Here is a 1,624-nt window from a genome sequence, read left to right as displayed (position 1 = left end):
TTAAACCAGCTAATAGTTTGTCAACATTTTTCAATGAAAAGTTCAAAATGAACATGTTACACTAAATTTAGGCATACCAAACAGCCTTCCACTATGTTTGTTATGGAAGGTTTTGTATTGAGTGGACAAGTCTATCTTTTAATCTATATCTTGGAAAACTTCTTTGCTTGTTAAAATGGCAAAGATCCATCTTAAAAGTTTGTTAACACAGGCTATTACGGCTACTTTGTAAGGTTTCCCTTCGTCTCGCTTCTTATCATAAAAGGCTCTTAACCTTTTGTTTCGAGGGATAACCTCATCGGTGATCTTCTTTTTGCGACAGTCACGAATGGCACACTTCACCGCCATAAATAACGCCTGGCGAAGACGACTTGAACCTCTTTTGGTTATGCGATTGATCGTGGCTCTGAACTTGCCAGATTCAAAGACACTTGGATCAATTCCTGCGAAGGCTACAAGCTTTTTGGGGTGACTAAACCGTTCAATCTCCCCGATTTCAGAGATAATCGTTGCCGCGATTTTTTCTCCGATTCCAGGGATTGATTTTATAAGTTCATATTCTTCTACTTCTTTTGCGAGAGCGTCTATTTCAGCTGCCAACTTTGATAGATGCTCTTTATACTGTAGAAGCATATGAATATACATGTTCATGCTCAAGATATGGCTTTGATAAAGTGTTTTTTGAATTGGATTACGCTTTGCCGCCTCTTTCAATTCAGTAGCTTTTTCTTTTGCCCATGCTTTAGATCGAGACTTACATAATTCAGCTATCTTACCAGAAAGTTCTTCCTCTTCCGTCCTTAAAATATCCTCTGAAGAAGGGTATTCCTTTAACGTCAGTAGTGATACCACTGAATATAAGCTGCCAAAAACCCCTTTATATTCCGGAAAAACTTGATCAAGTAGTGATTGGAATTGTAATTTAGCCTGTACATGAAGTTCTGTGATATTCTCATGTTGCCTTGTGAGATTCCGAAGGTTCAAGAGTTGGATTCCTCTCTTTTTGTAGGGCTCTAACTCCTCCTTATAATACAGCTCACATAGGTGATAGGCATCAATCACATCAGTTTTTACCTTCCGTAAATTTGAACTTTTGGCTCTATAGGAGACAAGGGGATTAACAATAATTAATAGATAATCACGCTCCTCCAAATATTGAACGACTGGAAGATGAAAGTGACCTGTAGATTCTAATACGACCGGAGGTCTAATCCCAGTAAGAGCCCTTATTTCCTCAAGATACTCTACGAGACAATCAAGTCCTTCTATAGTGTGGGGGATACTGAAACTCTTTCGGTGAGGCTTTCCTTTTTCCAAGAATGCTTGAACTTGGCTTTCTCCTTTAGAGACATCCAGACCAACGACTGGATTCATTCTAAGATCTCCTCCTTATGAATATACTTGCCGGTAACCCCTAAATCCATCTTGCAGTTTCATAGCTTCGCTTGTTATACGGGATCCTGGTCCCAACCAGCCTCAATCATGTTTCTACAAGTAGGGGGCGAACAGTTTAATGGACGGGATCAAGTCCCACGGGGGCTTCCGTTCTACCCCGGCTACCGTAATCATATATCGATATAAAAAATGGTCAACCAGAAATATCTGGCTGACCTTATAATACGAA

The 1,624-nt window shown here is 39.8% G+C and carries 1 protein-coding gene; it reads right to left on the bottom strand.

Features of this window, described 5'->3' with window-relative positions; translation table 11 throughout:
* Nucleotides 1–138: 138 nt before the first annotated feature.
* On the bottom strand, nt 139–1,374 hold the full coding sequence (locus SLH55_RS23020; RefSeq protein WP_320324557.1) for an IS110 family transposase: 1,236 nt from the start codon (nt 1,372–1,374) through the stop codon (nt 139–141).
* Nucleotides 1,375–1,624: the final 250 nt, after the last annotated feature.

This window comes from Rossellomorea sp. YZS02, from assembly GCF_033963925.1.
Classification (GTDB): domain Bacteria; phylum Bacillota; class Bacilli; order Bacillales; family Bacillaceae_B; genus Rossellomorea.
This window is presented reverse-complemented; position numbering and strand designations above follow the sequence as displayed.

Bases quoted from the DNA above. Each gene is read 5' to 3' on its own strand.
- SLH55_RS23020 (WP_320324557.1), bottom strand. From the start codon at position 1,374: ATGAATCCAGTCGTTGGTCTGGATGTCTCTAAAGGAGAAAGCCAAGTT.